Annotated in this window: 22 protein-coding genes; 10 read left to right on the forward strand and 12 right to left on the reverse strand. The window is 73.2% G+C overall.

The features are described 5' to 3' along the window. Window positions 1-120: 120 nt before the first annotated feature. The 5 genes from G446_RS15790 to G446_RS0103950 all read left to right on the forward strand — a co-directional run bounded on the left by G446_RS15790 (window position 121) and on the right by G446_RS0103950 (window position 5,076). Window positions 121-423, forward strand: a complete 303-nt coding sequence (locus tag G446_RS15790; RefSeq protein ID WP_034469026.1) for a hypothetical protein — start codon at window positions 121-123, stop codon at window positions 421-423. Further along, complete coding sequence (locus tag G446_RS15795) at window positions 387-1,343, forward strand: AAA family ATPase (protein WP_034469028.1); 957 nt, start codon at window positions 387-389, stop codon at window positions 1,341-1,343. The genes G446_RS15790 and G446_RS15795 overlap by 37 nt, the downstream gene beginning before the upstream one ends. A 6-nt stretch (window positions 1,344-1,349) precedes the next feature. After that, window positions 1,350-1,742, forward strand: coding sequence for a hypothetical protein (locus G446_RS18605; protein ID WP_026409165.1), 393 nt, complete (start codon window positions 1,350-1,352; stop codon window positions 1,740-1,742). A gap of 605 nt (window positions 1,743-2,347) precedes the next feature. Next, window positions 2,348-3,982 (forward strand): aspartate kinase, encoded by a 1,635-nt coding sequence (locus tag G446_RS19120; protein ID WP_026409166.1) that lies wholly within the window; start codon window positions 2,348-2,350, stop codon window positions 3,980-3,982. Then, window positions 3,979-5,076 carry an aspartate-semialdehyde dehydrogenase gene (locus tag G446_RS0103950; protein WP_026409167.1) on the forward strand — a complete coding sequence of 366 codons (1,098 nt, stop codon included), beginning with the start codon at window positions 3,979-3,981 and terminating at the stop codon, window positions 5,074-5,076. The genes G446_RS19120 and G446_RS0103950 overlap by 4 nt, the downstream gene beginning before the upstream one ends. A gap of 213 nt (window positions 5,077-5,289) precedes the next feature. Here the strand turns inward: G446_RS0103950 and G446_RS0103955 are convergent, their stop codons facing one another. Then, window positions 5,290-6,003 (reverse strand): CPBP family intramembrane glutamic endopeptidase, encoded by a 714-nt coding sequence (locus G446_RS0103955; protein WP_026409168.1) that lies wholly within the window; start codon window positions 6,001-6,003, stop codon window positions 5,290-5,292. A gap of 250 nt (window positions 6,004-6,253) precedes the next feature. Between G446_RS0103955 and G446_RS0103960 the strand changes: the two genes are divergently transcribed. Beyond that, window positions 6,254-6,640: a thioredoxin family protein gene (locus G446_RS0103960; protein ID WP_026409169.1), complete on the forward strand. Its 387-nt coding sequence runs from the start codon at window positions 6,254-6,256 to the stop codon at window positions 6,638-6,640. Window positions 6,641-6,737: 97 nt separating this feature from the next. Here the strand turns inward: G446_RS0103960 and G446_RS0103965 are convergent, their stop codons facing one another. The 5 genes from G446_RS0103965 to G446_RS15810 all read right to left on the reverse strand — a co-directional run bounded on the left by G446_RS0103965 (window position 6,738) and on the right by G446_RS15810 (window position 11,608). Beyond that, entirely contained in the window at window positions 6,738-7,427 is a 690-nt protein-coding gene (locus G446_RS0103965; RefSeq protein WP_026409170.1) for a response regulator transcription factor, read from the reverse strand. Continuing rightward, window positions 7,424-8,785 (reverse strand): sensor histidine kinase, encoded by a 1,362-nt coding sequence (locus G446_RS15805; protein ID WP_034469030.1) that lies wholly within the window; start codon window positions 8,783-8,785, stop codon window positions 7,424-7,426. Before G446_RS15805 ends, G446_RS0103965 begins: the two co-directional genes overlap by 4 nt. A gap of 113 nt (window positions 8,786-8,898) precedes the next feature. Beyond that, window positions 8,899-9,729 (reverse strand): ABC-2 transporter permease family protein, encoded by an 831-nt coding sequence (locus tag G446_RS0103975; RefSeq protein ID WP_026409171.1) that lies wholly within the window; start codon window positions 9,727-9,729, stop codon window positions 8,899-8,901. Then, window positions 9,726-10,472 (reverse strand): ABC transporter permease, encoded by a 747-nt coding sequence (locus tag G446_RS0103980; protein WP_051285628.1) that lies wholly within the window; start codon window positions 10,470-10,472, stop codon window positions 9,726-9,728. The genes G446_RS0103975 and G446_RS0103980 overlap by 4 nt, the downstream gene beginning before the upstream one ends. Before the next feature lie 11 nt (window positions 10,473-10,483). Continuing rightward, window positions 10,484-11,608 carry an ABC transporter ATP-binding protein gene (locus G446_RS15810; protein ID WP_084778966.1) on the reverse strand — a complete coding sequence of 375 codons (1,125 nt, stop codon included), beginning with the start codon at window positions 11,606-11,608 and terminating at the stop codon, window positions 10,484-10,486. A gap of 161 nt (window positions 11,609-11,769) precedes the next feature. Between G446_RS15810 and G446_RS0103990 the strand changes: the two genes are divergently transcribed. After that, the gene (locus G446_RS0103990; protein ID WP_026409173.1) at window positions 11,770-12,261 is read left to right on the forward strand and encodes a Dps family protein; all 492 of its coding nucleotides are present in this window, start codon (window positions 11,770-11,772) and stop codon (window positions 12,259-12,261) included. Between the two features lie 242 nt (window positions 12,262-12,503). Here G446_RS0103990 and G446_RS20550 read toward each other — a convergent pair whose 3' ends face one another. Next, complete coding sequence (locus G446_RS20550) at window positions 12,504-13,367, reverse strand: type IV toxin-antitoxin system AbiEi family antitoxin (RefSeq protein WP_051285629.1); 864 nt, start codon at window positions 13,365-13,367, stop codon at window positions 12,504-12,506. A gap of 606 nt (window positions 13,368-13,973) precedes the next feature. Here G446_RS20550 and G446_RS0104000 point away from each other — a divergent pair. After that, the gene (locus G446_RS0104000) at window positions 13,974-14,864 is read left to right on the forward strand and encodes a macro domain-containing protein (protein WP_026409174.1); all 891 of its coding nucleotides are present in this window, start codon (window positions 13,974-13,976) and stop codon (window positions 14,862-14,864) included. Between the two features lie 117 nt (window positions 14,865-14,981). Here G446_RS0104000 and G446_RS0104005 read toward each other — a convergent pair whose 3' ends face one another. Continuing rightward, a complete protein-coding gene (locus G446_RS0104005) occupies window positions 14,982-15,782 on the reverse strand; it encodes an NUDIX hydrolase (protein WP_051285630.1) in 801 nt (266 codons plus the stop codon). Window positions 15,783-15,941: 159 nt separating this feature from the next. Between G446_RS0104005 and G446_RS15820 the strand changes: the two genes are divergently transcribed. Both G446_RS15820 and G446_RS15825 read left to right on the forward strand, forming a co-directional pair. Continuing rightward, the gene (locus G446_RS15820; RefSeq protein ID WP_156916510.1) at window positions 15,942-17,153 is read left to right on the forward strand and encodes an SPFH domain-containing protein; all 1,212 of its coding nucleotides are present in this window, start codon (window positions 15,942-15,944) and stop codon (window positions 17,151-17,153) included. Further along, window positions 17,150-18,175 carry an NAD(+)/NADH kinase gene (locus G446_RS15825; RefSeq protein ID WP_245574578.1) on the forward strand — a complete coding sequence of 342 codons (1,026 nt, stop codon included), beginning with the start codon at window positions 17,150-17,152 and terminating at the stop codon, window positions 18,173-18,175. The genes G446_RS15820 and G446_RS15825 overlap by 4 nt, the downstream gene beginning before the upstream one ends. Here G446_RS15825 and G446_RS20860 read toward each other — a convergent pair. The 4 genes from G446_RS20860 to G446_RS0104035 all read right to left on the reverse strand — a co-directional run bounded on the left by G446_RS20860 (window position 18,156) and on the right by G446_RS0104035 (window position 22,485). Continuing rightward, window positions 18,156-18,581: a PspC domain-containing protein gene (locus G446_RS20860; protein ID WP_034469035.1), complete on the reverse strand. Its 426-nt coding sequence runs from the start codon at window positions 18,579-18,581 to the stop codon at window positions 18,156-18,158. The genes G446_RS15825 and G446_RS20860 overlap by 20 nt on opposite strands. A 208-nt stretch (window positions 18,582-18,789) precedes the next feature. Then, a complete protein-coding gene (locus G446_RS0104025) occupies window positions 18,790-20,244 on the reverse strand; it encodes a glycoside hydrolase family 1 protein (protein WP_026409176.1) in 1,455 nt (484 codons plus the stop codon). Next, window positions 20,237-22,162: a PTS lactose/cellobiose transporter subunit IIA gene (locus G446_RS19130; RefSeq protein WP_084778967.1), complete on the reverse strand. Its 1,926-nt coding sequence runs from the start codon at window positions 22,160-22,162 to the stop codon at window positions 20,237-20,239. The genes G446_RS0104025 and G446_RS19130 overlap by 8 nt, the downstream gene beginning before the upstream one ends. After that, window positions 22,162-22,485: a PTS sugar transporter subunit IIB gene (locus G446_RS0104035; protein WP_034469037.1), complete on the reverse strand. Its 324-nt coding sequence runs from the start codon at window positions 22,483-22,485 to the stop codon at window positions 22,162-22,164. Before G446_RS0104035 ends, G446_RS19130 begins: the two co-directional genes overlap by 1 nt. Window positions 22,486-22,590 lie beyond the last annotated feature (105 nt).

A 22,590-nucleotide genomic window follows, 5' to 3' on the forward strand; every position in this document is an offset into this window, starting at 1 on the left:
GGGTGCGTCTCTTAGTGTGGTGGCAATTCCCGCGGGGCTTCCGCCCGGGGTCGTCGGCACGGGCGGCGGGCATCGTGGGAGCCCTGTTCCTCAGCCAGATTCACAAGGAGTGCACCCACGATGCCCGCCACGAACCAGTCTGCCGTGTCCACGCTGATCCGGGAAGTCCTTGCCGACCCGGATCTGGCTCACGATGACGTCTTCCGCCGCCTGCTCCAGGCCGGGCTGCAGGATCTGGTCGACGCCGAGGCCGGCCACGACGTGCGCGGGGCCGACCCCGGCTGGGAGTGTAGACTCCCCGACATGGCGACTCATCCACTGAGAAGGCTCGAGGTGAGACGATTCGGTCCGCTGTCCGAGGCGGATCTAGCGGCATCAATGTGGTTGTGGGCGACAACGACGCGGGGAAATCGCAGTTGTTGAGACTCCTGTACGCCTGCACGGCGGTGGCCTCATCGAAGTCAGCGCGATCCCGGGACGTCTCCACCCGGGCCTCTCAGCGCACGGCCATTGCGAGCAAACTGGTGGGCGTTTTCAAGCCCGACTTCCTCGGGCGCCTGGTGACCCGGGCGCGGCGGCGATCCCGCGCGGAGGTCCTCCTCGCGTTCGAGGGCATCGACGAGCCGGTCGCATTCGATTTCGCCTCTAACGCCCGGTCCGAGGTCCAGGTGAAGGCGTTCCCGAGGGCCGGGATCGACGAGACCCCGGTCTTCCTGCCCTCGCACGAGCTGCTCGCCGTCGTCCCGGGACTTGCCGCCCTCTACGACGGCTACGACGTCTCCTTCGACGAGACCTGGAGGGATACGGCGGAGCTCCTCGCCCGACCGGCGATCAAAGGGGATCCGGGAGCCGGGACGGAGAATATCATGGCGCCCATTCGGAAGTTGCTCGGGGGATCCATCGAGGACAGTGGGGACGGCCGTTTCGTGCTCAAACGTGACGATGGCGTGAATTATGAGGGGCCGCTGGTCTCCGAGGGGCTGCGGAAGCTCGGGATGATCTCGGTGCTCGTCGCCAACGGGACGCTCCGCGGGCAGGGGTACCTGTTATGGGACGAACCGGAGGCCAATCTCAATCCGGCGTCCATCAGGGCGCTCGCGCTCGCGCTCGCGGGGCTCGCCTCCCGTGGCACGCAGGTCTTCCTGGCGACGCACAGCCTGTTCCTGCTGCGCGAACTGCAGATGCTCGATGAAGCCGGTGACGCGGATATCAGGTTCATCGGCATGGGCCGCAGTGATTCGGGCGAGGTCTCAGTGCAGGACGTGGATGACATCAACGACCTGGACGTGATCACGGCGCTCGAGGCCGAGATCGAGCAGAGCGCCCGCTATCTGCGCGGGTGACGGGATATGCCCGAGCTGGACGTGGATGGCGCCGTCTTCCGCTTCCCCGATGACTGGGAGGCGTCCAAGTTCGATGAATGGTCCTACTTCCGGTCCGTCATGAGCCGGATCGTCGATCCGCTGGGCCGGGCGTCTCACGGGTTCGACGTCGTCGCGCTGCACGACGGCGACCTGTGGCTCATCGAGGCGAAGGATTACTCCCATCCGGGAAGGTTATTCAGGGGCGGTTTTGAAGACGTGGAGCGTGAAGGTCGCGGTGGCGGTCCGGTCGTCGGGACGGCTCCCCGCCCTGCCCCGCTCCGCCCCTGCTGGTCGTCTTGCATGGTGGGACGGCGTCTCGCATGTCGTGACGCGGCCGGCTCGCGAGCACGTCACTCAACCCGCGAGCACGTCACTTGACCCGCGAGCACGTCTGCCAGAGTGACGTGCTCGCGGGTCAAGTGACGATCTCGCGGACCGCGGCGCCCGACGCCGCTGCGCCTCGGGCGTCGAGATGCGCGTTTCACCCTCGAGAACGACGGCTGGACCACCGTGGTCCAACCGCACATGAATGGTCCAAGGAGAACGCCGCCACGAACCCGCCGAATAACCTTCCGGATGCGGCGCCGCCGTCGTCCCCTGGACCGTGCGCCGGGCGGATGGGGCGCGGGGCGCGCACCGGCCCGTTCAATAGCGGCCCGCGGCGGAGCGCGCACCGGCACCGGCCTCGTCGTCTCGAAGCCGGGGGCTCGGCGCAGCCCCGCCTGCGACGTCGGCGGTGACGAAGGCCCGCCCCGACGCGTCCAGGTTGTCGGCGCGGCCCCGCCTGCGACGTCGGCGGTGAACGGGCGGGGCCTTCTCGGGCTGGGCTCGGACCGGGGCCCTTCGCGCGCCCGCCCGCCGGACATGTCCTATGCTGGCGAAGTAGCCACGCCGTCGTGGGCCGCTTCCCGCCCCGACGCGTCGGCGGCCCATGCCGGTCCACGGCCCGCGGTGACAGCGCGGAAGGACCCAAGAGGAGCACCATGGCACTGGTCGTGCAGAAGTACGGCGGTTCGTCCGTCGCCGACATCGAGGCGATGCGGCGCGTCGCCAGGCGCGTCGCCGCCACGCGCAGGGCGGGCAACACCGTCGTCGTCGTCGTCTCCGCCATGGGCGACACCACCGACGACCTGCTCGACATGGCCGACGCCCTGACCCACGACCCGCCCGCCCGCGAGATGGACATCCTCCTGTCCGCCGGCGAGCGCATCTCCATGGCCCTGCTGGCCATGGCCGTGGGCGAGCTGGGCGTGCCCGCCCGCGCCTACACCGGCGCCCAGGCCGGGGTCCTGACCGACTCCAGGTACGGGCGCGCCTCCATCGTCGGCGTCATCCCCGAGCGCATCGCCCGCACCATCCAGATGGGGGCCGTCGCCGTCGTCGCCGGCTTCCAGGGCATCAACGAGGTCGAGGACGTCACCACGCTGGGCCGCGGCGGCTCCGACACCACCGCCGTGGCGCTGGCCGCCGCCCTCAACGCCGACGTGTGCGAGATCTACACGGACGTCGACGGCCTGTTCACCGCCGACCCGCGCATCGTCCCCACCGCCCGGCGCATCGAGTCCCTCACCAGCGAGGAGACCCTGGAGATGGCCGCCAACGGCGCCAAGATCCTCCACCTGCGCGCGGTGGAGTACGCCCGCCGCTTCGGGGTGCCGCTGCACGTGCGCTCCTCCTTCTCCGACAAGACCGGCACCTGGATCTACGACGGCCGCCGCGCCGGCGCCTTCGTCCCGCCGGTCATCGTCGGGCCCGCCGCCTCCCCGGCCAGCGCCCCCTCCGCCGACGCCGTCGGGGGAGCCGACGCCGGGGGGGCCGACGCCGTCGATACCGCCGGTGCCGGCGTCGCCGGGAGCGCCCCGGCCCGGATCCCCGCCCCCGCCGTCGGGGGCGCCCCGGCCCGGATCCCCTCCGCCGACGACGCGCCCGCCCCGCCCGCCACCGCCCGGGAGCCCCGGCTCGACGGCGTCACCGGCCGCGTCGTCGTCCCCGACGGCGCGCCCGCCCCCGACGCCGCGCACGTCGGCGCCACCCACTCTCACGCCATCAGGGCCCGGGCCACCGCCCGCCGCCGCCCGTCCGCCAAGGAGGACCACGTGGAAGCCCCCGTCATCTCCGGCATCGCGCACGACCGCAGCCAGGACAAGATCACGCTCGTGGGCGTGCCCGACGTGCCCGGCGCGGCCGCCCGCATCTTCGCGATCGTCGCCGGCACCGACACCAATATCGACATGATCGTCCAGGACGTCTCCGCCGAGGGCACGGGACTGACGAACATCTCCTTCACCTGCCCCGACGGCTCCTCCTCCGCCGCGCTCAAGGCCCTGGAGGCCGCCCGGCAGGACCTGGGCTTCCGCTCCCTCCACTTCAACCCCGACATCGGCAAGCTCTCCCTGGTGGGCGCCGGCATGCGTTCCCACCCGGGGGTGTCCGCCAAGCTCTTCAACGCCCTGAGCCAGGCCGGGATCAATATCCACATGATCTCCACCTCCGAGATCCGCATCTCGGTGGTGGTCGACGACGCCGTGCTCGACGAGGCCGTGCGCGCCGTCCACTCCGCCTTCGGCCTCGACGCCCAGACCGCCGAGGCGGTCGTCTACGGAGGGACCGGACGATGAGCGACACCCGGACCAGCAGCAGGCCCGTCAACGAGTACGTCGGCCCCGCCGACGGCGTGAGCGTGGCCGTGGTGGGCGCCACCGGCCAGGTGGGCCGCGTCATGCGCGCCCTGCTCGAGGAGCGCGGCTTCCCCGCCCGCGCCGTGCGGTTCTTCTCCTCGGCCCGCTCCGCCGGGACGATGCTGGAGTTCCGCGGCGCCCGGGTCGAGGTCGAGGACCTCGCCGCCGCCGATCTGGACGGCATCGACATCGCCGTCTTCTCCGCCGGCGGGGCGACCTCGCGCCAGTACGCCCCCCGCTTCGCGGCCGCCGGCGCCGTCGTCGTCGACAACTCCTCGGCCTGGAGGCGGGATCCCGACGTTCCCCTCGTGGTCTCCGAGGTCAACGCCCACGCCCTGCGCGAGCGCCCCAAGGGCATCATCGCCAACCCGAACTGCACCACCATGGCGGTCATGCCGGCCCTCAAGGCGCTGCACGAGGAGGCCGGGCTCGTCCGGTTCATCGCCTCGACCTACCAGGCGGTCTCCGGCTCCGGCCGCGCCGGGGTGACCGAGCTCGCCGGGCAGGTGCGGGCCGCCGTCGCCCAGGAGCTGGAGGCCCTGGCCCTGGACGGGCGGGCCGTGGACTTCCCGGATCCTGGCGTGTACGTCGACACCATCGCCTTCAACGCCGTGGCCTGGGCCGGGAACGATGCCGGCGACGGCTCGGGGGAGACCGACGAGGAGCAGAAGCTGCGCAACGAGTCGCGCAAGATCCTTCAGATCCCGGACCTGCTCGTCTCGGGCACCTGCGTGCGCATCCCCGTCTTCTCCGGCCACGGCGTGAGCGTGTCGGCGGAGTTCGCCCGCCCGATCAGCCCCGAGCGCGCCCGCGAGCTGCTGCGGGTGGCCCCCGGCGTCACCTACGACGACGTGCCCAGCCCGCTCAAGGCCGCCGGGCGCGACGGCACCTTCGTGGGGCGCGTGCGCGCCGACCGGGCCTGGGCGCCCGGCCACGGCATCGCTTTCTTCGCCGTGGGCGACAACCTGCGCAAGGGCGCGGCCCTCAACGCCATCGAGCTCGCCGAGCTGCTGGCCGCCGAGATCGCCGGGTAACCGCCGAGATCGCCGCACGACCCGCGAGAACGTCCGCCAGGGGCGCGTTCTCGCGGGTTGCCCGGCGTGCTCGCGGGTCGTGCGACGATCTCGCGGGGCGGCGCCGGTCCCTGAGCCTCCCGCCGCCTCAGGAGAGCAGGACTTCCAGGACGTTCGATCCGGTGGGCGCTTCCCGAACATCGAGCGCAGGAGATGCTCGTGAACGAGTACATCTCAGGCGGCCGAGCCCGCCAGCACGATCGCCAGGCCCAGGCCGTTGACCAGGACGTGGACCAGGATCGGCCCGATGAGACTGCGCCCGCGGACGTAGAGCACGGACTGGATGAGGCCGAACGCCGCGTAGGGGACGATGTTCCACAGCTGGGCGGTGTCATGGTTCACCAGCACCGCCACCGCCACGTGCTGGAAGCCGAAGGCGAGCGCCGCGACCGCGTGCGCCAGAGGCGAATTGACCTTCAGCAGGGAGCGCAGCAGCACGAAGCGGTAGAGCACCTCCTCCGCCGCGGGACCGGCGACCACGACCATCAGACCCATGAGGACCGGCGCCCGGAGAACCAGGGCCCTGACCATCTCCTGGTTGGTGTTCGCGCTGGGCAGACCCAGGATCTGCACGATCGCCGGCCACACGAAGGCGTTGAGGGCGAAGGCCAGGACGAAGGCGAGCAGGACGTCGAGCGCGGCCCGCCACCCCCGCGCCCTAAACGACTTCCAGGAGGTCCGGATGATGGACACGAGGATGACCGCGGCGATCGCGTACAGGGCCCGCCCCGGCCACGGGGAGTCCACGAGCCCCAGTCCCGCCAGGGCGTTGCCGAGCATGTAGAGGGCCACGGCCGGCAGGCCGAGCAGCAGGTGCCACCAGCGCAGGGGCTCCAGGGCCTGGGGCGAGGAGGAGCGGGGCTTCTTCGTCGAACCGGCTGATCGCATCGGGCCACTGTAGCGTCCGACGGGCGCGAACCCGCGGCGCCGCGACTCGGCGGGCCGCCGGTGGGCGGCGCGCCCCGGAACGCCCCGGAGTGCACTGGACCCGGGCCGCCGCCGGGCTCCACCGGGCTCCACCGGGCCGCCGCCGGGCGCTCCCGGCGCAGGACGGGGCGGCGCCGTCGGAAGCCGTCGGAATACACCGGGCCCGGACCCCGTTGCGCCTGCCGGTACACGAGTCCCGGAAGGAACCCCCATGGCCACCATCAACATCACCGGCGAGCAGTTCAACTCCACCGTCCGCGGCGAGGGCATCACCCTCGTCGACTTCTGGGCCTCCTGGTGCGGCCCGTGCACGCGATTCGGGCCCGTCTACGAGAAGGCCTCCGAGGCCAACCCGGACATCACCTTCGCCAAGGTCGACACCGAGGCCGAGCAGGGCCTGGCCTCCGCGCTCGGCGTCACCTCCATCCCGACCCTCATGGTCTTCCGCGACAACGTCCTGGTCTACCGCGACGCCGGCGCCCTGCCCGCCAAGGCCCTCGACTCCCTCATCGCCCAGGTCCGCGAGCTCGACATGGACGAGGTCAAGGCCAAGGTCGCCGAGCAGCAGGCGCAGGCCGGCGGCGCGCAGGAGGCCTGAGCCGAGACGCGGGCGCGGGCCGCAGTCGCACGGCCGCGGCGGTCGGGCGCGGACCGGCGGCGGTGCGCGGGCCCTCCCGGCGCGGCGGCGCTCCGCCTCACACCAGGGCGTCGGGCGCGTCGCGCAGGATGATGACGAGCTGGACGCGGTCGCGCAGCCCCAGCTTGCCCAGGATCCGGGTGACCGACTTCTTGACCGAATCGGGCTGGATGAACAGGCGCCCGGCGATCTCCGCGTTCGTCAGCCCCTGCGCGACCAGTCCGGCCACCTCCCGCTCCCTGGGGCTGAGGGCCCCCAGGCGCTGCCGCGCATCGCGCTGCTCGGGCGTGACCGCCCGGCGGGTCATGTGCTGGTTGAGCATCTGCCGGGTGATGCGCGGGGTGAGAATGGCGTCGCCCGCCGCCACCGCCCGGATCGCCTGGTGCAGCTCGGCGCTGCGAGTGTCCTTGAGGAGGAACCCCGAGGCGCCGGCCCCCAGGGCGCCGAAGGCGTAGTCGTCCTGGTCGTAGGTGGTCAGCACGAGCGTCCTGATCGCCGGGTGGCGGCGGGTGAGGACGGCGGTGGCGTCGATGCCGTTGAGGACGGGCATGCGGATGTCCATGAGCACGACGTCGGGCAGGCGCTCGCCCCGCGCGGCCATGCCGGCGAGCTGGTCCAGGGCGTCGCGGCCGTGAGCCGCCTGGGCGATCACGCGCAGGTCCTCGGCCTTGTGGATCATGAGGGTCAGGCCCATGCGGGTCGGCCTCTGGTCGTCGACGACCATGACGGTGATGATCGGATCGGTCATGGCCGCCCCCCGCGGGCTATGGTCGCGTGCAGGCGCCAGCCGGCGTCCGTCGGACCGGCCACGAGCGCGCCGCCGCGGGCGGCCGCGAACGCGGCGAGCCCGGCCAGGCCGTGACCGCGGGCGTGAACGCGGGCCGGGGCGCTCGCGGGCACCCCCGCCCGGCCGGTTCTGCCCGGGCTATCGTCCGGGCCGGTTCCGTCCGAGCCGTCGTCCGGATCGGCCCGCGGGCGGGGCGCGCCGTCCCGCATCCCGCTCGCGACGGGCCGGGCGGCGCCGTCGTCGACGACGGTGACCGCGGTGCGGCCGGGGGAGTGATCGAGCGCCACCGTGACCCGGGTGGCGCCGTCGGCGTGGCGCATGACATTGGTCAGGGCCTCGCGCACGAGCGTGAAGACGGCGTCGGCGATGCCGGGGTCCTGCGGGCGCGGCCCGGTCTCGGTCAGGGCGACGGCGAGCCCGGTGCGCCGGGTGGTGTCCAGGACGGCGGTCAGGTCGTCCCAGCCGTGGGCGCGGCCGGGCTCCGCGGGCGGGTTCCCGTCGGCGGCGCCGACGGCGTTGACGGCGGCGGGGCCGGCGTCGTCGTCCGGATCGTCCGGCCCGGGGCAGGGCTGGAGGGCGTTGACGGCGCTGCGGGTGTCGGCCAGGCCGTCGCGGGCGAGGGCGTTGACGGTGGCGATGGCCTCGTCGAGTTCGGGGTCGTCGGCGGCGCCCGCCAGGCCCTCGGTCAGGGCGATGATGGCGGTCAGGGAGTGCCCCACGGAGTCGTGGAGCTCGCCGGCCACGCGCGCCTGGCGGCGGGCGGCGTCGCGCTGCGCCATGAGCCGGTGCTCGGCGGCCTGGGCGGCGAGCAGGGCGTCGCCGTGCTCCAGGGCCTCCCGGCGGGACCGGGAGATCGCCGCCGCGGTGACGACGACGGCGAGCAGGAGGATCTCCGGCGTGATCCAGCCGATGAGGGGCCGCACGGGGCCGATCACGACCAGGGGGAGGGTCCAGCAGCCGAAGACCGCGAGCAGGCCGATAATGCGCTGGGCCGTCCCCGCAACGGCGAACAGGGAGTAGAGGGCCACCAGCGGGGGGATCGAGAAGGTCGCGTCCTGCGGCCCCCACAGGCTCACGCCCGCGCAGATCAGGCCGGTGAGGATGACGACCGCGAGCGGCCGGCGGCGCCTGCCGAGCAGGGCCGCGGCGACGAGCAGGGCGAGCCCCAGCAGCGGTCGGATGTCGGCCCGGGGGTGGATGATCAGGACCCGGCCCGCGATGAGCAGCTCGAACAGGCCCATGACGGTCGCCACGGCCCACAGCGTCGCGGCGGACGCGCGCCACCGGGCGGCGAGCCGGTCCAGGGGGGTGCGCGGCACCCGCGGGGCCGCGGGCTGCGGGCCGCGCGGGGGCGGCGTCGGTGCGCTCGCGGATTCGCGCGGGGCCGCGGGCTGCGGCCCCGCGAGTCGCGGGCCGCGTGGGGGCGCCGCGCTCATGAGACCCGGCTGGCGGCGCGCCGCAGCGCTATCGTCCACGCCAGGGCCCAGGCGGCGGCGATGGCGGAGGTGAGCGCGATGGACCCCATGGAGTCGATGCTACCGGGGTCGCGGGGGGCGCAGGCCGCGGTCATGAGCGACAGCGGGTAGAGGACCGAGACCGCGGGGACGATCAGCGTCGCGGCGCAGCCGGCGACGGTTGCCACCAGCACGGTGGTCATGACCGAGGCGAACGAGGTCATGACGACGCCGAGCCAGGCGACGAACACCTCGATGGCCAGGACCGACAGGGCGATGGGGACGAGCCTGGCCGCGTAGGGGCCGAGCTCAGCCGGGTCGAAGCCGAGCAGCAGCCCGGTGGCGATGAACTCCCCCAGGAGCACCAGCGCGGTGAGCAGCGCGGTCTGCGCCATGTGGAGGAGCTTGCCCGCGACCATGGCGCCCTGCAGGCGGTTGGCGTTCATGCGCTGCCAGTTGCGCCCCTGGTGCTCGCCGGCGGCGGTCTGCGCGGTGAGCGCCCCCACGAGCATGGGTATGAACAGCATGGTCGGCAGGAGCGTCGCCTGACTCCACACGGCGAGCCACGTCGCCCCCTGGGCTTCGAATTCGGCGCGGAACGAGGTGTACTGGGACCAACCGCCCGCCATCCCGAGGGCGCACAGCGCCGCCAGCGCCGCCCAGTACCAGCGGTTGGAGGCCTTGCGGTTCTCCCACGCCCAGGCCGCTCGCACCGACGGCCCGGCGGGCCGGGGGCGCGGGGGCCGCTCAGTGCGCGCCGGCGGGCGCGCCGGGGCGGCGGGCAGGGAAAGGCGTGTCGAGGTGCTCATCGGTGGTTCTCCTTGTGGACGACGGCGAGTCTGGCCACCGCGACCCAGACGGCGGCGGCGATGACGGCGAACAGGGCGCCCGCCCACGGGTGGGCGACCACGACGGGGACGTGCGCTCGGAAGGAGGCCAGGCTGGAGATGGGATTGCCGGCGACGACCACGCCCCAGGGGAACAGCCAGCCCAGGGTCTCCAGGTGCGCGGCGGGCAGCCCCGAGCACAGCACCCCCGCCAGCGCGCCCGCGGCCAGCCCGACCGCCTGCTTGTCGACGCAGATCGCCAGGGCCAGCTGGACCGCCGTCGCCGCGACGGAGGCGGCGAGCATCACCACGAGGGCCGGCCAGAGCGAGTCCTGGTAGGCCGCCGTCGTGCGCAGCCCCATGCCGGGGCCGGCCAGGGCGATGAACGCCAGGAACGACGCCTGCCCGAGCGCGACGACGAAAGATCCCAGGGCCAGCTTCGCGTCGAAGCGGGCGGCCCCGCGCTGCCCCAGGGCGGTGAGCAGCTGGCCCATCCGCTCTTCGGTGTCCACCGTCGCCAGGCGGGAGGCCAGCACCGCCGCGACGAAGGGCATCACCAGGGCGCACAGGCTCATGCTCTCGTTGAGGCTCAGCCCCAGCAGGCGCTGCTCGGCCGCGCTTCCGGCGCGCTTGCCGGTGGCGGCCATGACCCAGGCCAGTTCCAGACCGGCGGCGCCCGCGGCCATGAGCCAGAAGCGGCGCCGCTTGATCTTGCGAAGCTCCATGCCGAGGGCGCTCATCGCTGCGCCCCCCGCCCGGTCGTGAGGGGGGCGGCGTCCGCGGCCGGGCCGGGCCGGTGCTGGTGGCCGAGCGGGTCGGTCAGCTCCAGGAAGGCCTGCTCCAGGGTCTTGCGGACCGTCTGCACCCGGAAGACCGTGCCGCCCGCGCGCACAATGCGGGTCACCAGATCGCCTACCGCCTCGTCGGGCAGCATGGGGATGCGCACCGTCCGGCCGCGGACCCGGTGGGCGATCCGCTGCTCGTCGAACAGGGCGGTCGCTCCCGCCGGGTCGGAGACGGTGAAGTCGATGACGCCCTCGTCCTGGAGGCCGGACAGCGGACCCTGGTAGCGCAGGCTCCCGGCGCAGATGATGCCCACGACGTCGGCCATCTGCTCGATCTCGCTGAGGATGTGGGAGGAGACGATGACGGTCACGCCCTCCTGGCGGGCCAGGGCCACGATGAGCTCGCGGATCTCGGCGACGCCGGCCGGGTCCAGGCCGTTGGTGGGCTCGTCCAGGAGCATGAGCGGCGGGTCGGCCAGCAGCGCCATGGCCAGTCCCAGGCGCTGCTTCATGCCCAGGGAGTAGTCCTTGACCAGTTTCTCGTCCTGGCCGGTCAGCGCGACCGTGGCCAGGGCGTGCTGCACGCGGATGCGGGGCAGGCCGAGGTAGTCGGCGATCATGTCGAGGTTCTCCGGGCCGGTGAGCCTGGGGTAGTAGGAGGGGCCCTCGATGAGGGAGCCGATGGCGCCGGCCGGCAGCGGCGAGCGGGGGCTCACCGGGTGGCCCAGCACGCTCATGGTGCCGGAGGTGGGGCGGGTCAGGCCCAGCAGGAGCTTCATGGTGGTGGACTTGCCCGCGCCGTTGGGGCCCAGGAATCCGTAGATGCCGCCGCGCGGGACCCGCAGGTTCAGGTGGTCGACGGCGTGGAAGTCGCCGTAGGTCTTCGTCAGGCCGTCGGTGGTGACGACCAGGTCGTCGGTGCGGTGGCTCCGGGGGCGTCCGGGGGCCTGCGCCGGGGCGGGGCGGGCGGCCGGGGAAGCGGTCGAGGCGGCCGGGACGGTCGGGGCGGAGGCGGGCGCGGGTCGTCCCGGCGCAGGCCACTGCGGGAATACTGCAGTGTTCGTTGAGGTGCTCATGGATCCATGACAGCCCGCCCTCCCGGTCCCGCGCACCGGGAGGGCGCGATCTGTCCCCCGTGGGGGACGGCCGGCGCGGGCCCGGCCGCGCCGTCGTCGATCTGTTTCCTCAGGGCGATAGGCCGTGGCCATCGGCGGGAGGGAATCGTATGGTGATGGCCATGAGCACCAAGACCGTCAAGAACGCCCCTGTGACCCCTGCTTTCACCGCCTCCACCGAGCTGGCCGCCGACCTCCAGCGCGCCCTGGTCGACATCACTGCTCTCAGCCTGGTGGGCAAGCAGGTCCACTGGAACGTCGTCGGACCCAACTTCCGCGACCTGCACCTCAACCTCGACGAGGTCGTCGACATCGCCCGCGAGGGCTCCGACGAGCTCGCCGAGCGCATGCGCGCCATCAACGCCTACCCGGACGGGCGCCCGGCCACCGTCGCCGAGCAGACCTCCGTGCCCGAGGCCCCCGAGGCCGGCGTCATCACCGCCGACGCCGTCGACTACATCGTCTCCGCCATCAACGCCGTGACCACCACGCTGCGCGAGATCCACGGCGCCGTCGACGAGGCCGACCCCTCCTCCTCCGGCATCCTGGAGGACTACACCCAGCGCCTGGAGCAGCAGAGCTGGTTCCTGTCCGCCCAGAACTACAGCGCCTGAGCGCCGGAGCCGCGGTGCCGAGCGCCCGGGGCCGGGCCTGAACGCCCGGCGCCGGCGCTGGCGCCGCGGCCCGCGGGAACAAGCCCACTGAGGCGTCTGCTACGCCCCTTTCCCTCTGCTACGCTCCTTCACCCTCCGGTGTACGAGAAAAAGGGGCGTAGCAGAGGGTGAAGGAGCGTAGTCAAGGTAAAAGGGCGTAGCAGAGCCCGTTCCCGTCGTCGCGGCCGCCAGACCCCCCGCCATTACAGCCACAGGTCCCGGCGGCGTCTGGCCGCGCGCACCGCCTCGGGCGGGAAGAGCCCCGTCACCCGGCGCACCAGGCGCTCAGGCGCGAAGAGTTCGCGCCACTCGAAGCGGTGCACGTCCCAGCCGCCGCGGCGCAGCGCCATCTCCCGGCGCTTCTCCGCCCGCAGGTCCTCGGGTGTGGCCAGCTTCCCGTAGCCGTCGAACTCCAGATTGATCATGAACGTCCCGTATCCCAGATCCAGGTAGTACTCGCGGCCGTCCTCGTCGACCCACCGCAGCTGGGTCACCGGCTCGGGCAGCCCGGCCGCGGCCACCGCCCACCGCAGCGCGCTCTCGCCCGGCGACTCGGCGAAGGGGTCCGCGAGCGCCACCGCCAGCCGGGCCCGGCGCTTGCCGCTGCGGCGCCCCTGCCCCTCGAGCATCCGCATGAGCCTCGCGCGCGCCTCGTCCAGACCCGTCTCACCGCGGCAGCGGCGGTTGAAGCGGTCGGGCCGGCACACCAGGCGCAGGGCGGCGTCGACGACGGGAAGGGACTCGCGCACCGGCAGATCGAAGGCGCAGTCCAGGGCGGTGCGCAGCGGCGTCGTCACCCGCAGCCCGTTCACGACCATGATCTCCTCCGGCCGCGGCGCCACCAGAGAGCGTCTCAGTGAGACCTGCCGAGCGGCGGTGCCGGGTGGGCCGCAGGCCACACTCGGGAGGGAGCGGGTGGTGCGGGACCTGGTGGTCTCGACCGCGATGCGGATACCGGGCTCGGCCTCGATCGGGGTCAGCCCCAGGACGACGGCGGCCGTCTCGTGGGTGAGGGCCAGCGCGGAGGGGTGGGCGCGGAGCACCGCCTCGCAGCGGGCGAGGGTCACAAGTTCCTTGACTCGCCAGATCGGCGTGCCCCGGGGCGGAAGGGCCATGAAGGCGCCGCGGGCGATGCGGACGAGATCGCGCCGGCCGGCGAGGTCTCGTCGAGGCCGATCGGCGGCGAACAGGACAAGAGGAGGTTCGGGTGGCTCGGGATAATACTGCATGCCTTCAGGCTCGCCCCGGGCCGACGACGCCGCCACCATCCGGTCCGGGCCCTGTGGACGGGGGTATCACGGAGGCCGCCTGGGGAGCCCGGCGCGCCGCTCGACCGCTCGACCGGGACCACGGTGCAGGCGCCCGTCGCCCGGGGGACCGCGTCTTCGACCCGCGCGGCGAGGTCGTGCAGCAAGGCGGGCGCCCGGCGCCGGGGGAGCCCGGCGCGCCGCCTGAACGCGCCTGAGCACTCTGCTACGCCCCTTTCCCTCTGCTACGCTCCTTCACCCTCCGGTGTACGAGAAAAAGGGGCGTAGCAGAGGGTGAAGGAGCGTAGTCAAGGTAAAAGGGCGTAGCAGACGCGCGATCGCGGGCCCGGGGCCGGCGATCACGACCGCGCGTGGGACCGGCAACCGCCGACCGTGGGGCCACGGCGGCGGCGATAGCCTGGGGGCGTGCCGCACAGCCCCAGCCCCCTCGTCGACGTCGCCCGCCTGACGCGCCTGACGCAGTACTTCGCGACCGAGGCCGTCCGGGCTGGCGACGTCGCCTCCTTCCCGCCGCCCGCCGCGCTGGCCGGGCTGCCCGCCATTGAGAAGCGCCGCCTCCTCGACGGCCTGCTCACCATCCGCCCGCCCCGGCCGATCCGCGACGACGACGCCCGCGAGGACCTCGACGCCCTGCTCGCCGCCGAGTCGGCCGAGCGCGTGCGCGCCGCCGGCGCCCCCGACGCGCTCGAGCTGGCGACCCTGGCGCGCACCCGCGGCGCGGGCGGAGCGCTGGGGGAGCGGGTCGCCCTGTGGCGGGGCGACCTCACCGCGCTGCGCGCCGGCGCCATCGTCAACGCCGCCAATTCGGCCATGCTCGGCTGCCGCGTGCCCGGGCACGCCTGCATCGACAATGTCATCCACGCCGTCGCCGGCCCGGGACTGCGCGCCGAGTGCGCCGCCTACATGGACTCCCGGGGCGGGCGCCCGGAGGAGACGGGGCGGGCGCTGCTCACCGGCGGATACCACCTTCCGGCCGCGCACGTCATCCACACCGTCGGGCCCGTCGTCGAGGGCGAGGTGGGCGAGGAGCACCGCCGCCTGCTCGCCTCCTCCTACCGCAGCGTGCTCGACGCCGCCGAGGCCGCCGGGCTCGACTCGGTGGGCCTGTGCTCGGTGTCCACCGGCGTCTTCGGCTACCCCAAGGAGGAGGCGGCCCCCCTCGTGCTGGACACGATCGGGGCCTGGCTCGCCGCGCACCCGGCCGGCCGCATGCGGATCGTCGTGTGCGCCTTCGCCGAGGCGGACGTCATCGCCTACGAGAAGGCCCTCGCCGCACGGCTCCGACCGGGGCGCTGACCGTCAGGCACCGGCCGGGGCGCTGACCGCGTGGCCGGTCCCGACGGGCTGCCGGCCGGTCGATCAGCGCCCCGCCCGGCCCGCTCCGGCGGTGCCCGACGGGGCGTCGTCGCGGATTCACGAGGGGGCGGTGCGATCGGCGCCGGTGGCCCGTCGGGCGCCCGACGACGGTGCATCGCCGCCGGGGCGCAGGAGCGGCGGCTGGAGCACGGCGGCGGTCGGCCCGCTGCCGGGCGGGCGCCGGAAGAGCGCCGCGGGCCGGCCCACCCCCTCGGAGCGGACGCGGCCGGTGGCCTGGAGGAAGCCCTCGGAGCGGGTGGCCTTGCGGTGGAAGTTGCGCGGATCCAGTCTTGTGCCCCACACCGCCTCGTAGACGCGGCGCAGCTCGGCGATGGTGAACTCCTCGGGGCAGAAGGCGGTGGCCAGCGGCGAGTACTCGATCTTGGCCCGCGCCCGCTCGACGCCGTCGGCCAGGATCCGGTCGTGATCGAAGGCCAGGTGCGCGCCCCCCTCCAGGAAGGGGCCGACGGGCGCCCAGCGGACCGCGGCCGCGTCCCCGCCCGCGCGCGGCAGGTCGAGGACCGGGGAGAACAGGAGGTGGGCGACCGACAGCACGGGTCCGCGCGGGTCGCGCCCCACCGGCCCGTAGGTGCGCAGCTGCTCCAGGTGCCCGCGCGGGGCGACGCCGGTCTCCTCGGTCAGCTCGCGCACGGCGGCCTCGGCGACGTCCTCGCCGCCGAGGAGGAAGCCGCCGGGGAGGGCGGGCCTGCCGGCGTAGGGCTCGAGGAGGCGGTCCACCAGGAGGACCCGCAGGGCGCCGTCGGCGACGGTGAGGGCGACGACGTCGACGGCGATGGGCAGGCGGGCCGCGGTGGGCGGCGGCGCTGTCGCGGGAGGGCCGGGTCGGATGCGGGGCACGGCCCCACCCTAGATTAAATGTCACCTTGACGAGAAGTGTCGGGTCCATATATCGTCGATTTGACGAAAATGAGGCGCCGCGGTCCCCGCGCCCGCCGGCCGCCTCCGCCGTCCGACACCTGCGCACCGCCGTTCACCGCACCGCCGAAGGAGTCCGCCATGGGACGCATCCGCCGCCTGTTCCTCCTCGCCCGCTACCAGGGCACCCCCACCGAGCACGTCGTGCACCTGCGCCGCGGGAGGACGGTCCACTGCGGCGTCGGCCTCGCCTTCTGGTTCCGGCCCGCCCTCGCCGCGATCTCCGAGGTGCCCGCCATCGACCACGAGCGCCCCGTTCTCTTCCACGTCGCCACCCGCGACCAGCAGGATGTCACCGTTCAGGCCGTGCTCACCTACCGCTTCGCCGACCCCGAGACCGCCGCCCGCCGCCTCGACCTCGCTGTCCACCCCGTGACCGACGACGCCGGGCGCGTCCAGGGCGTGCGGCAGGTCGCCGACCTCGTCGGCGAGGTCGCCCAGTCCCTCGTCGTCGACGTCCTGCGCGCCCTCGATCTGCCCGAGGCCCTGTCCACCGGTCTGCCCCTGGTGCGCGACGCCCTCGTGGACGGGATGCGGGGCCAGGAGCGGCTGGCCGGCGTGGGCGTCGAGGTCTGTGACGTCCGCGTCCTGTCCCTGCGCCCCGAGGCGGACATTGAGAAGGCCCTCCAGACCCCGCTGCGCGAGCAGCTCCAGACCGAGGCCGACCGCGCCCTCTACGAGCGGCGCGCCCTCGCCGTCGAGCGCGAGCAGCAGATCTCCGTCAACGAGCTCGCCTCCAAGCTCGAGGTGGCCCGACGGCGCGAGGCGCTCGTCGCCCAGGAGGGGGCCAACCGGCGCCGGGAGGCCGAGGAGCGCGCCGCCGCCGCCCTGGTCGACTCCACCGGCCTGGCCGACAGGACCCGGCTGGAGGCCGCCGCCCGCGCCGAGGAGGTCCGCCAGATGGGCGCGGCGCAGGCGGAGGCCGAGCGGGCCCGCACGGAGGCCTACGCCGGTCTCGGCGAGGGGGTCCTGCGGGCCCTGGCGCTGCGCGAGGCCGCCGGCCACCTGCCGAGCATCGGCCAACTCACCCTCACCCCCGATCTGCTCACCGGCCTGCTGGGCGATCTGCTCGGGAGCCGGAGCGGGGCGGGCGTGATCGGGAGCGGGGGCGGCGCGGCCAGCACGGCGGACAGCGGCGCAGCGGGAGAGGTCGGCGCGAGCGGTGCGGGCGGAGCCGGCGGCGCGGCGGCTGGGGCCGGCGGGGTCGGTGCGGGCGGAGCCGGCGGCGCGGCGGCTGGGGCCGGCAGGGCTGCGGCGAGCGATGGCGGCGCGCGGACGGCGGGATCGCGGTGAGCGCGCCGGCGCCCGCGGGCCGCCGCCGCGCCGTCGTCGTCACCCGGCGCACCGAGCTCGAGGAGCTCCTCGAGCGCCACGCCACCCGCGGCCAGGCCGAATTCTTCCTGCGCACCCGCGGGCGCGACCTCGCCCGGGTCCAGGCGGCGCACGACGCGCTGGCCGACGCCCGCCGCCAGGTCCTGGCCGCCGTCCCGCGGGAGTGGGCCCTGGCCGAGGTCGAGCGCGCGGACCTGTCGCGCTTCCTGTTCGCCCGGGAGGACCTCGTGCTCGTCGTCGGCCAGGACGGGCTGGTGGCCAACGCGGCCAAGTACCTGACCGGCCAGCTCGTCGTCGGCGTCGACCCCGGTGGCGGGACCGGGGCGCTCGCGCGCACCCGCCCGGAGCGGGCCGCCGCCCTCGTGCGGGACCTCGCCCGCGGGCGGGAGCCGCGCGCCGAGGAGATCTCCATGGTGCGGGCCGAGGCCGACGACGGCCAGGAGCTCACCGCCCTCAACGAGGTCTTCCTGGGCGACGTCGGCCACCAGTCGGCGCGCTACCTGCTGAGCGCGCCGGGCGGCCGGGAGCACCAGTGCTCCTCCGGGGTCATCGTCGCCACGGGCGCCGGGTCCACCGGCTGGGCGGCCTCGCTCGCCCACGACCGGGGCGGGCGCGTCCTCCCGGCGCCGGGGGAGTCGCGCCTGGCCTGGTTCGTGCGGGAGGCCTGGCCCTCGCCCGCCACGGGCGCGAGCCTGACAGACGGGCTCCTGGCCGACGGCGAGCGGCTGGTGCTCACCGTGGCGAGCGAGCGCCTCGTGGTCTTCGGCGACGGAATCGAGACCGACCGCTGCGAGCTGACGTGGGGCCAGGACGTCGCCGTCGGCCTGTCCCCGCGGCGCCTGCGGCTGGTCGGGCCGGACGACGCGGCGGGCGGTGTTCGGCGGGAGCGCGGGCGAGGACGGCCCGGGGCCGCGGCCGGGCCGGACGGCGGGGGCGGATGGCGGGGCGGGCGGCGCCGGGGAGTCAGTCGGCGTCGGGCATGACGATCCAGGCGGCGGCGTAGACGAGCCACATCGGACCCGGCAGGAGGGCCAGGAGCAGGGTGGCCAGGCGCACGAGCGTGGGGCTCACGCCCCAGTGCTCGGCCAGGCCGCCGCACACGCCGGCGATGAGCCGACGGCGGGAGCGGCAGGGGAGCGTGGTGCGCCAGGACTCGGTGCGGGCGGAGTAGGAGCCCGGGGGGTAGGAGCCGGCGGAGTACGGGTCGGAGGTGTAGGGGTCGTCGGAGTAGGAGTCGTAGGAGTACGCGGACCCGGCGGAGTAGGGGTCTGCGGAGTAGACGGGGTCGTCGGAGTAGTGGCCTGCGGAGTAGGCGGACCCGGCGGAGTAGGAGTCGGCTGAGTACGTGGAATCGGCCGAGTAGGGGTCGGAGGGGTGCTGCTGCGTCATGACTCCAGTGTGCCCGCCGGAGCCCGCCCCCGGTATCGGGGACGACCCTGATCCGACCCCGACGCCGGCCCCGCCCCTTATCGGCTCCGACGCCGCCTCCGGCCCCGACGCGGGGTCGGGGCGCGGAGCCGGAGCGCAGCGGAGGCGGGGTCGGGTCCTTCCGGGTTATGGCTCGCCCTGGCGCGCAGCCGGGTCGCGGCGGGCCGGGTCAGCCCAGGTCGGCGCCGTTGGACGCCGTCACCCGCCGGTACCAGGCGTAGGAGTCCTTGAGGACGCGCCTGCCGCTCCCGTTCCCCTCGTCGTCGAGATCGACGTAGATGAAGCCGTAGCGCTTGGCCATCTCGGAGGAGGAGCAGGAGACGATGTCAATGGGCCCCCAGGCGAAGTACCCGCGCAGGTCGACCCCGTCCTCGATCGCCTCGAGCATGGCGGCCACGTGCGCCCGGAGGTAGTCGATGCGGTACGCGTCGTGGACGGTCCCGTCCTCCTCCAGGACGTCGCGCGAGCCCAAGCCGTTCTCGGTGATCATGATCGGCCTCTGGTAGCGGTCCCAGTAGGCGTTGAGGGCGACTCGCAGGCCGATCGGGTTGATGGCCCAGCCCCATTCCGAGGCCGTCAGGTGGGGGTTGGCGAATCCGTCGACGTCCCCCGACTCCCACGCCCGCGCGTCGATAATTCGGGTGTAGTAGTAGGAGAAGCTCAGGAAGTCGGCGATCCCCTCGCGCAGCGCCTCCTCGTCCCCCCGGCCGAACTCGATGGTGACGCCCCGATCGCGGAAGTGCCGCTTGGCGTAGCCGGGGTAGGCGCCGCGCAGGGCGACGTCGGAGAAGAAGTACTGCATCTGGTTCTGCTGGAGGGCCGCCAGGACGTCCTCGGGCCTGCAGCTCGCCGGGTCGGCGTTGCCGTGGCAGAGCATGACGCCGAACTCGAAGTCCGGGTCGATCCGGCGGCCGAGAGAGGTCACGCGGGCCGCGGCGACCATCTCGTTGTGGACGGCCTGGAACTTGGCCTCCTCCAGGTTCTCGACCTTGTCCGCGGCGACCCCCAGGTGGTTGAAGGACTCGTGGGTGATGAGGTTGATCTGGTTGACCACGATCCAGTACCGCACCCTGCCGGCCAGACGGCGCATGACCGCCTCGCAGAAGCGCACGAAGAAGCCGATGGTCTCCCGGCTGCACCAGCCGGTGTAGGAGGTGGTGAGGTTGAGGGGCATCTCGTAGTGGGACAGCGTGAGGACCGGTTCCATGCCGTTGGCCCGGATCTCGTCGACGAGGCGCTCGTAGAAGGCCAGGCCCTCCTCATTGGGCTCGGCGTCGTCGCCGTTGGGGAAGACGCGGGCCCAGTTGACCGAGGTGCGGAAGGCGTTCATCCCGGTCCCGGCCAGGAGCCGCAGGTCCTCGGGGTAGGTGTGGTAGAAGTCGATGCCCTCGCGCTTGGGGTAGCGGCCCTCGGCGTCCTCCATGTGGAAGCGCACCCGGTCCGTCGTCATCTCCTTGTTCGAGCGCCTCTCCGGCGGCAGGTCGCCCCGGTAGAGATTGATGTCGGCCAGGCACCAGCCCTTGCCCCCCTCCCGCCAGGCGCCCTCGGCCTGGTTGGCGGCGATGGCCCCGCCCCACAGGAAGTCGGGTGGGAAGGCGGTGGGGACGTGCAGCGGGTCAGTCATGGTTCTTGGCCTCCAGTGCTCGGATGCGGTCGTCGAGGGTGCGGAAGACGGGCAGGAGTCTGCGCGTGAGTCGCAGCTCGCTGTAGGTGGTCATGAGGGTGTCCTGGGCGTGGGAGAACAGGGCGGCGTAGGGCAGGGTCCGGCCGCCGGCCTCGAGCTGGATGATGCCGGTGTGCTCCGCGTGGGCCTGGCGGATGTGCTCGTCGGCGGCGTCCAGGTGCGCGCGGGCCCGGGCGAGATCGCCGGCCTCCATGGCCTCCAGCGCGCGGTAGGTCTCCTTGCGCGCGTCACCGGAGTGGATGAGGATCTGCGTCGAGGCCTCGACGAGGGTGTCGTTCATGCCGGGTCCTTCCGATGCCTGTGATGCGGGTTCGGCGGAGGTCACGACGAGTTTCCTGGTGCCGCGGCGCACGCCGCCGCCGCTCTTCGCCGGGGAGGCGCCGGGCTCGTCCGCGCTGGCTCCGTCGGCCGAGCGGCTCCCGCCGGCCCCGACGTCGTCGCCATCGGAGCGGTTCTCGCCGGCTTCGTCCGCGCCGGTGTTCTGCGGACGGCCGACGACGACGGTCAGCCTCCTGCTGCCCCGGCGGACCGTGGTCGGCGCGGCGGAGGCGGATGCGCCCGCCCGGCCCCCGGTCCGGCTCGCGACGCGGGCTTCGCTCCGCCCGTCCGGCCCGCCCGTCCGGCCCGCCTCCGACCCGGCCGAGTCGCGGGCCTCCTTGAGAAGGGACTGGTGCTCGTACACCTTGAAGAACGGGTACCAGATCACCGCCGAGACGGCGAAGACGAGGAGCATGAGCACTATGGCGGACAGGGAGCGGGTCGTGATCCACGTTGCGAGCGGGTAGGGGGTGTACCACAGCTCGAACTGGTTCATGGGGATGGGGGCGAAGCGGATCGTCTTGGTCAGCAGCCACACGAGGATCGGCGGAATGAGGCCCTGCAGCCACATCGGCACCATGAGCACCGGGTTCCAGGCGATGGCCCCGAAGACGACCGGCTCGTTGATATTGACGATGGCGGGGGGCAGGCAGGCCCTTCCCAGCGCCTTGAGCCGAGTGGACTTGGAGGCGGCCATCATGAGCACCAGGGCCATGGTGTTGCCGATGCCGCCGAACCAGAGGTAGGTGGAGAACAGCGTGGTCGAGGTGACGAGATTCTCCGCCGTCCCGGCCATATTCGCCTGAATGGCCGCCAGGAGGACTGGCGTGGTCACCGGGGTGAGGACCCACGACGAGATCCCCATGGAGTACAGGAAGCAGTAGGTCAGGCACATGAGCGGGAATCCCCAGGGCGACTCGATGATCCCGGCGAGCGGCCTGAACACCGCCAGGACGGCGTTGTAGACGTCGAGCCCCAGAAGGTCGACCACGACCCACCCGAGGGTGACCACGAGGCCCACCGGGATCATGGCGTCGAACCAGGCCCGGACGAACTCCGGGATGACGGACTCCTCCTTGAAGAGGCTGAACCCGCCGAACAGGGACATGATGAGTCCGGAGACCACTCCGGCGAGGATCGCCACGAACATCCCGCCCGCGCCCAGGGCCGCGTGCCCGAACCCGGGCTCGCCGTCCTTGACGACCTGGGGCGTGATGATGATGAGGAGGAGAATGGTTCCCGACCCGCCGGCTATGAGCCGCTGCTTGCGGAAATTGCGCTTCTCCATGAGGTTGAACGGGATGAGGAAGCTGACGAGCAGCGAGAGCATTCCCATCGTCCACCCGTAGGGCGTCCAGAAGCTGGGGAGCGACGGGAAGTAGTCGTTGAGGATCGCGAGCATCGCGAAGACGGAGCCCACGAGGATGAAGGGGAGCACCTGCATGATCGAGTCCTTGATGGACACGACCCACACATTGTTGTTCACCTTCGCCATGCGCGGCGAGAAGCTCGTCTCCAGCCAGTGGATGAACGGCTGCATCACTCCTCCTCGTTGATGACGTCGACCAGGTGCTGAACGGCAGCCTCGCCGTCGAGCGAGGAGTAGTACTCGGGCTTCATGAGGATCACCGTGACGGCGTCGTCGCCGACGAAGGAGTCGATGTCGTCGAAGACGTAGGACAGGTGCGGGCCGACCATGATGACGTCGGTCTCGTCGATGAAGTTGGCGATCTCGCTCTCGGAGCGCGCGGTGACCTTGATGTTGTAGCCGTGCGCGGCGACCGCCTTGCGCATGTTCGCCGCCATGAACCCGCTGCTGGCTCCGGTGCCGCAGACCAGGAGAACACGGATGTCGTCGGCCATTTCTTCCTCCGTCGGATAAGGGGCGTTGACGTCTCCAGGATGCGGCGGATGCGCCCCGCCCGCCATCAGAGTGCTTTCCGCGGGCCGGAAGGATCCGTGGGCGCC

It is taken from the genome of Actinomyces dentalis DSM 19115, assembly GCF_000429225.1.
Taxonomy (GTDB): Bacteria; Actinomycetota; Actinomycetes; order Actinomycetales; family Actinomycetaceae; genus Actinomyces; species Actinomyces dentalis.

Coding starts and splice junctions, on each gene's coding strand:
- G446_RS19120 (WP_026409166.1), top strand. CDS start 2,348: ATGGCACTGGTCGTGCAGAAGTACGGCGGTTCGTCCGTCGCCGACATC.
- G446_RS0103950 (WP_026409167.1), top strand. CDS start 3,979: ATGAGCGACACCCGGACCAGCAGCAGGCCCGTCAACGAGTACGTCGGC.
- G446_RS0104035 (WP_034469037.1), bottom strand. CDS start 22,485: ATGGCCGACGACATCCGTGTTCTCCTGGTCTGCGGCACCGGAGCCAGC.
- G446_RS15790 (WP_034469026.1), top strand. CDS start 121: ATGCCCGCCACGAACCAGTCTGCCGTGTCCACGCTGATCCGGGAAGTC.
- G446_RS15820 (WP_156916510.1), top strand. CDS start 15,942: ATGGGACGCATCCGCCGCCTGTTCCTCCTCGCCCGCTACCAGGGCACC.
- G446_RS15810 (WP_084778966.1), bottom strand. CDS start 11,608: ATGAGCACCTCAACGAACACTGCAGTATTCCCGCAGTGGCCTGCGCCG.
- G446_RS20860 (WP_034469035.1), bottom strand. CDS start 18,581: ATGACGCAGCAGCACCCCTCCGACCCCTACTCGGCCGATTCCACGTAC.
- G446_RS19130 (WP_084778967.1), bottom strand. CDS start 22,162: ATGCAGCCGTTCATCCACTGGCTGGAGACGAGCTTCTCGCCGCGCATG.
- G446_RS0103955 (WP_026409168.1), bottom strand. CDS start 6,003: ATGCGATCAGCCGGTTCGACGAAGAAGCCCCGCTCCTCCTCGCCCCAG.
- G446_RS0103960 (WP_026409169.1), top strand. CDS start 6,254: ATGGCCACCATCAACATCACCGGCGAGCAGTTCAACTCCACCGTCCGC.
- G446_RS0103965 (WP_026409170.1), bottom strand. CDS start 7,427: ATGACCGATCCGATCATCACCGTCATGGTCGTCGACGACCAGAGGCCG.
- G446_RS0103975 (WP_026409171.1), bottom strand. CDS start 9,729: ATGAGCACCTCGACACGCCTTTCCCTGCCCGCCGCCCCGGCGCGCCCG.
- G446_RS18605 (WP_026409165.1), top strand. CDS start 1,350: ATGCCCGAGCTGGACGTGGATGGCGCCGTCTTCCGCTTCCCCGATGAC.
- G446_RS0103980 (WP_051285628.1), bottom strand. CDS start 10,472: ATGGAGCTTCGCAAGATCAAGCGGCGCCGCTTCTGGCTCATGGCCGCG.
- G446_RS0104025 (WP_026409176.1), bottom strand. CDS start 20,244: ATGACTGACCCGCTGCACGTCCCCACCGCCTTCCCACCCGACTTCCTG.
- G446_RS0103990 (WP_026409173.1), top strand. CDS start 11,770: ATGAGCACCAAGACCGTCAAGAACGCCCCTGTGACCCCTGCTTTCACC.